1 protein-coding gene is annotated in these 1,113 nt (G+C 72.2%); it reads left to right on the forward strand.

The window, feature by feature from the left end:
- Nucleotides 1–958 (forward strand): IS1380 family transposase (locus ACWC91_RS41630; protein ID WP_450645107.1); only part of this gene is annotated, 958 nt, incomplete at its 5' end.
- Between the last annotated feature and the right edge of the window lie 155 nt (nt 959–1,113).

Consider the following 1,113-nt stretch of genomic DNA (forward strand, 5'->3'; position numbering starts at 1 on the left):
CATCGACGCGACCCTGGTCGCCTGCCACTCCGAGAAGGAACAGGCCGCCGCCACCTACAAGCGCGGCTTCGGCTACCACCCGCTGCTCTGCTTCCTCGACAACACCGGCGAGGCCCTCGCAGGCATCCTGCGGCCGGGCAACGCCGGAGCGAACACCGCAGCCGACCACATCACCGTCCTCGACCAAGCCCTCGCGCAGATCCCCGACACCCACCGCCACGGCACCGAAATCCTCGTCCGCGCCGACAGCGCGGGCGGCGCGAAAGCCTTCCTCGCCCACCTACGAGCCCTGCGCCAGCGCGGGATCCAGACCACCTTCTCCGTCGGGCACGCCGTCACCGAACAGGTCCGCAAGGCCATCCGGGCCCTACCCGACCAGGTCTGGCACCCCGCCCTGGAACAGGACGGCACCCTGCGCGTCGGCGCCGAGGTCGCCGAGCTGACCGGCCTGGTCGACCTCACCGGATACCCGGACGGCACCCGCGTCATCGTCCGCCGCGAGCGCCCCCACCCCGGCGCCCAGCTGTCCCTTTTCGACCAGGACGAAGGCATGCGCCACCAGGTCTTCCTCACCGACACGCCCGTCGCCGGCGGCGGCTCACTCCAGGATTTGGAGGTCCGCCACCGGGCCCACGCCCGGGTCGAGGACCACATCCGCTGCGGCAAGAGCACCGGCTTCGGCCGCTTCCCCTCCCGCCGCTTCGCCATCAACCAGGCCTGGCTGGAGCTGTCCCTGACCGCGATCGACCTGCTGGCCTGGGCGCGAACCCTGCTGCTGGACGGCGAGTTGGCCACCGCCGAGCCCAAGAAACTGCGCTACCGCCTCCTGCATGCTGCCGCCCGGATCACCCGCGGAGCCCGCCGCCTACGCCTGCGGATCGCCGCCACCTGGCCCTGGCGCCACGAACTGACCGCGGCGTTCAGCCGCCTCGTCGCACTGCCCCGACCAGCCACCTGACCGACGACGTCGCCGCTGACCACCCACGACCCGAGGACCCAGGAGCACCCGGCCCCAGCGCCGGGACCCCGCCATGCCCAACATCCGACGGCAGCCCCGCGCCCCCCGGCACATGGATCACCCCAGATCAGCCGACGCCAACCGAAACAGCGAGG

Source organism: Streptomyces sp. NPDC001204 (assembly GCF_053598035.1).